Origin of the sequence: Providencia sp. wls1914 (genome assembly GCF_009706645.1) — a bacterium.
GTDB classification, from domain to species: Bacteria; Pseudomonadota; Gammaproteobacteria; order Enterobacterales; family Enterobacteriaceae; genus Providencia; species Providencia zhijiangensis.
In genome coordinates this window covers 1-4,644 of sequence record NZ_WLUN01000007.1, presented here as the reverse complement: position 1 = coordinate 4,644, position 4,644 = coordinate 1, and the positions used below count along the sequence as shown (strand labels likewise).

The window sequence follows — 4,644 nt, the reverse complement described above, 5'->3', positions numbered from 1 at the left end:
AGGTGGACACAACAGCTTGTTCAGGATTGATATTCTGGTTTAGTGATTAAAGGCTAAACGGGAATAAACAGAATTTGTCTGGCGGCAATAGCGCGGTGGTCCCACCTGACCCCATGCCGAACTCAGTAGTGAAACGCCGTAGCGCCGATGGTAGTGTGGGGTCTCCCCATGTGAGAGTAGGGAACTGCCAGACATTAAATTTTAAGGTTGTGTCAGTGCTGACTGACCGTACCATATTGCTGATATGGCTCAGTTGGTAGAGCACACCCTTGGTAAGGGTGAGGTCCCCAGTTCGAATCTGGGTATCAGCACCATGAATACTAAAATAGTTTAAAAGAATTTACCTAGCGGCAATAGCGCGGTGGTCCCACCTGACCCCATGCCGAACTCAGTAGTGAAACGCCGTAGCGCCGATGGTAGTGTGGGGTCTCCCCATGTGAGAGTAGGGAACTGCTAGGTTTTAAATATAAGAAGCCACCCAATGGGTGGCTTTTTGCTATCTAACGATCTGTACTTTTCAAAACTCTTCTCAATTTCTTACTTATCATATTATTTCCGCCTACATGCTATTCACTGCTAGGCCTGGCTGATAGACTTATAAAATCTTAGATCATTATTTGAAATGAAGGTAGCAATGAACCTGACCGCCGAACTCAAATCACTTAATAGCTTCGGTATTGATGCCAAAGCCATTAAGGTGAATATTGTACAAAGCGCTGATGCGCTGTACCAACAGTGGACAACAGCAAAAAATGACAATCTTCCAGTACTGCTATTAGGCGGGGGAAGCAATGTGTTATTTACTGAAGACTTTGAAGGTGTGGTCATTGTAAACAGAATTAAAGGTATCGAAATTACTGAATCTGCAGATGCTTGGCATGTACACGCATCTGCGGGGGAAAACTGGCATCAACTACTTGAAACATTGCTTCATAAGGGAATATATGGCGCAGAAAACTTAGCGCTGATCCCTGGATGCGTAGGCTCTGCACCGATACAAAATATTGGCGCTTATGGGTTAGAGCTAAAAGATGTTTGTGAGTATGTGGATATCCTCTGCTTGGATACAGGTAGGATCACTCGTATCCCTGCGGAAGAATGCAATTTTGGCTATCGAGACAGTATCTTTAAACATGAATATCAGAATTCGCATGCGATTATCAGTGTTGGATTGATTTTTGCTAAGGAGTGGTCACCAAAGCTAGCGTATGGCGATTTAGCTAAGCTCGATCCTAGCACTGTAACGCCTTCAGATGTGTTTGAGACGGTATGTGAGACTCGCAGAAGTAAATTACCTGATCCCGCTATAACAGGTAATGCTGGTAGCTTCTTTAAAAACCCAGTCGTATCTGCTGAACTCGCGGAGACAATCAAAGCTAGTTACCCTAATTGCCCTCAATATGTTCAGGCTGATGGAAATGTAAAATTAGCAGCAGGTTGGTTGATTGACCAATGCGGCTTAAAAGGCTATGAACTAGGCGGTGCTGCAGTTCATAAACAGCAAGCTTTGGTATTGATCAATAAAGAAAATGCAACAGGAAAAGATATTGTGGAGCTAGCTAAGCATGTCAGTCACACAGTTGCACTGCATTTCGATATATATTTAGAGCCTGAAGTTCGCTTTATAGGGCGAAATGGCGAGGTCAATGCGGTGGATTGTATACAATGAAAGAGATGAGCATTCCATTACAGGTTATTGATATTTTAGCGGATGGGCAGATTCATTCAGGGGAACAACTGGGTGAGCACTTAGGAATGACGAGAGCTGCAATTAACAAACATATCAAAACATTGCGCTCATGGGGTCTTGATATTCAAACAGTTACTAGTAAGGGATATCAGCTTCCTTCGCAAATTAACCTATTGAGTAAAGAACGCATTGAGCAATATGTTTCTGATTCTAATGTCATAGTTGAGCCTGTTATTGATTCAACTAACCAATATATGTTGGATCGAATTCCTCACCTGCAGTCTGGGGATACTTGCTTAGCTGAATACCAAAGTGCAGGAAGAGGCCGCCGCGGGCGCCAATGGATTTCACCATTCGGATGTAACCTCTACCTTTCAACATATTGGAAATTAGAACAAGGCCCCGCAGCTGCAATTGGTTTGAGCTTAGTTGTTGGTATCGTAATTGCTGAAACTTTAAATAAATTATGTGGAAACAAAGTCAAGGTTAAATGGCCTAATGACCTCTACATGAATGATAAGAAACTTGCTGGTATTCTGGTTGAACTAACAGGCAAAACTGGCGATGCAGCACATATTATTATTGGTGTTGGTATCAATATTGGTATGAGTAAAAATATCATTCAAAAAGAGGAAACAATTAACCAAGCTTGGTCTGCATTAATTGATGAAATTGAGAATGTCGAGAGAAATGAATTAGCTGGTAATATTATTAATTCATTAAAAGAATCATTACGTATATTTGAAAAACAAGGATTGAAACCATTTTTGTCTCGGTGGTTTGAATTAGATAACTTTTTAGGTCGCAAGGTTAAGCTTTTGATTGGTAACGATATTGTTGTTGGTGTTGAAAAGGGAATAAATGAGCAGGGCGCTCTGTTATTACAAAAAGAAAATGGAGAAATTATCCCTTATATTGGCGGCGAAATATCATTAAGATCGAATGAAAATTAACTATAGTGGCCGGGTAATACCGGCCTTATCCATTATTTTCTTAAGCGTACATTCCGAATAGAATGATTTTCGCCCTTGGTCATAATTAAACTTGCCCGTTCTTTAGTTGGCAATATATTCTCTTCAAGATTTAAACCATTGATCTCATCCCAAATTGAACTCGCCACATTGATCGCTTCTTCTTCACTGAGCTTAGAATAATTATGGAAATATGAATCAGGATCAGAAAACGCACCTTGTCTAAATTTCAAAAAGCGTCCGATATACCATTGCTTCAGTAAGTGAGGGGCCGCATCAACATAAATGGAAAAATCAACAAAATCAGAAACAAAGACATGGTGAGGATCTTGAGGGTAATCCATGTCACTTTGCAGAACGTTTAAGCCTTCTAATATTAAAATATCAGGTTGGTCGATAATTTGTGTCTGATCAGGAACGATATCGTAGGTTAAATGCGAATAAACAGGTGCTGCAACATTACGCGCTCCAGACTTGATTTGAGAAACAAAGTTAACCAACTTCCGCATATCGTAAGATTGCGGAAAGCCTTTTTTCTTCATTATATCTTTGTCACGTAAGACTTGGTTTGGATATAAGAAGCCATCGGTAGTAATCAAGTCAACTTTGCGATGTTCTGGCCAACGGGTTAGTAGCGCTTGTAGCAAACGTGCTGTAGTGCTTTTTCCTACAGCAACACTGCCTGCGATACCAATGATGTATGGCACTTTTGCACCATTAGTTCCTAAAAATTGCTCTAACACCGCCTGACGACGCAAATTGGAACTTATATAAAAGTTCAGTAGACGAGAGAGAGGAAGATAAATTTCGATGACATCATCCATGGAGAGCTCTTCATTAATACCTTTAAGTTCAAGAAGCTCACTTGATGATAATGTTAGAGGAACAGAATCACGTAAAGTGGCCCAATGCTCTCTATCGAACTCTAAATATGGTGTCGTCATAAAATTTTCTTTTTGTTTCATAAACCAACATCTGCCTATTGTGTGCAGGTTGGACAGGCTGCAAAAGCATCTGTATCCATAAAATTTGGTAGCATCATAGCGAGTGAAAAGAAGTAGGCGTAGGTTTTTTTGTGTTTTATGTGAATTTTTTTTGACGTATGCAAAAAAAAACAGGTTTTTTGCTGAAAAACTAAACGATCAAAACTGGGAAAAAACTGTGATAGTGAATAAAAAAATTATATTTTACGAAACTAAACTCGATAACGGTGCTTTACTCCTCAGATTATAATCGATTATAGTTAATGGCTGTTGTTGATGTTTTAATCTTAAAGTAGATAAAAAATCAACAAAATCGCAAAAAGCGAATAAAATATGAGCGAATGAACAAAAAATTAAATTTTTTTGTTGCATCCTGCGCTCACTCTTCCTAGAATGCGCAGCACTTGATGCCGGCATAGCTCAGTTGGTAGAGCAACTGACTTGTAATCAGTAGGTCCCGAGTTCGACTCTTGGTGCCGGCACCATTAAAAATTTGGATAGGTGGGATACCCAAGCGGCCAAAGGGAGCAGACTGTAAATCTGCCGTCACAGACTTCGAAGGTTCGAATCCTTCTCCCACCACCATCTCCAATAAGCTTCTATAAGCTTTGCGGAAAACAGTTTAACAGCTGATAACTCAGGTAGCCGAGTTCATTGCGGGCATCGTATAATGGCTATTACCTCAGCCTTCCAAGCTGATGATGCGGGTTCGATTCCCGCTGCCCGCTCCAAGATGTGCTGATATAGCTCAGTTGGTAGAGCACACCCTTGGTAAGGGTGAGGTCGGCAGTTCGAATCTGCCTATCAGCACCACTTCCCCGATGTTCTCAATTATCTCCTGTTTTGTCTCCTGTAAAGAAAGAATACAAGCGAATTTAATCCTTGCTTGGTTGATGTGGTTTAACCACCGATTCCGTGTCTTAGAGGGACAATCTAATGTCTAAAGAAAAATTTGAACGTTCAAAACCGCACGTTAACGTTGGTACAATCGGCCACGTTG

Annotated in this window: 2 protein-coding genes, 5 tRNA genes, 2 rRNA genes and 2 pseudogenes; 10 read left to right on the top strand and 1 reads right to left on the bottom strand. The window is 40.7% G+C overall.

Going from position 1 to position 4,644, the window contains the following annotated elements:
• The first annotated feature begins 77 nt into the window (after positions 1–77).
• The 5 genes and pseudogenes from rrf (GKR74_RS06230) (at position 78) to birA (ending at position 2,643) form a co-directional block, all read left to right on the top strand.
• Positions 78–193 (top strand): 5S ribosomal RNA (rrf, locus tag GKR74_RS06230).
• 45 nt (positions 194–238) lie between these two features.
• Positions 239–314, top strand: a tRNA-Thr gene (locus GKR74_RS06225).
• Positions 315–343: 29 nt separating this feature from the next.
• Positions 344–459, top strand: a 5S ribosomal RNA gene (gene rrf / locus GKR74_RS06220).
• 175 nt (positions 460–634) lie between these two features.
• Positions 635–1,708: pseudogene (murB, locus tag GKR74_RS06215) on the top strand (UDP-N-acetylmuramate dehydrogenase).
• Entirely contained in the window at positions 1,666–2,643 is a 978-nt protein-coding gene (birA, locus tag GKR74_RS06210; protein WP_154602944.1) for a bifunctional biotin--[acetyl-CoA-carboxylase] ligase/biotin operon repressor BirA, read from the top strand. The pseudogene murB and the gene birA overlap by 43 nt, the downstream one beginning before the upstream one ends.
• Before the next feature lie 32 nt (positions 2,644–2,675).
• On the opposite strand, the gene coaA is transcribed toward birA, so the two are convergent.
• Positions 2,676–3,626 carry a type I pantothenate kinase gene (coaA, locus tag GKR74_RS06205; protein WP_154602943.1) on the bottom strand — a complete coding sequence of 317 codons (951 nt, stop codon included), beginning with the start codon at positions 3,624–3,626 and terminating at the stop codon, positions 2,676–2,678.
• Between the two features lie 427 nt (positions 3,627–4,053).
• Here coaA and GKR74_RS06200 point away from each other — a divergent pair.
• The 5 genes and pseudogenes from GKR74_RS06200 to GKR74_RS06180 form a co-directional block, all read left to right on the top strand.
• Positions 4,054–4,129, top strand: a tRNA-Thr gene (locus tag GKR74_RS06200).
• A 15-nt stretch (positions 4,130–4,144) separates the two neighbouring features.
• Positions 4,145–4,229, top strand: a tRNA-Tyr gene (locus GKR74_RS06195).
• A 71-nt stretch (positions 4,230–4,300) separates the two neighbouring features.
• Positions 4,301–4,375: transfer RNA gene (locus GKR74_RS06190), tRNA-Gly, on the top strand.
• A gap of 6 nt (positions 4,376–4,381) precedes the next feature.
• Positions 4,382–4,457: transfer RNA gene (locus GKR74_RS06185), tRNA-Thr, on the top strand.
• A gap of 123 nt (positions 4,458–4,580) precedes the next feature.
• A pseudogene (locus GKR74_RS06180) lies at positions 4,581–4,644 on the top strand (GTP-binding protein); the annotation flags it as partial.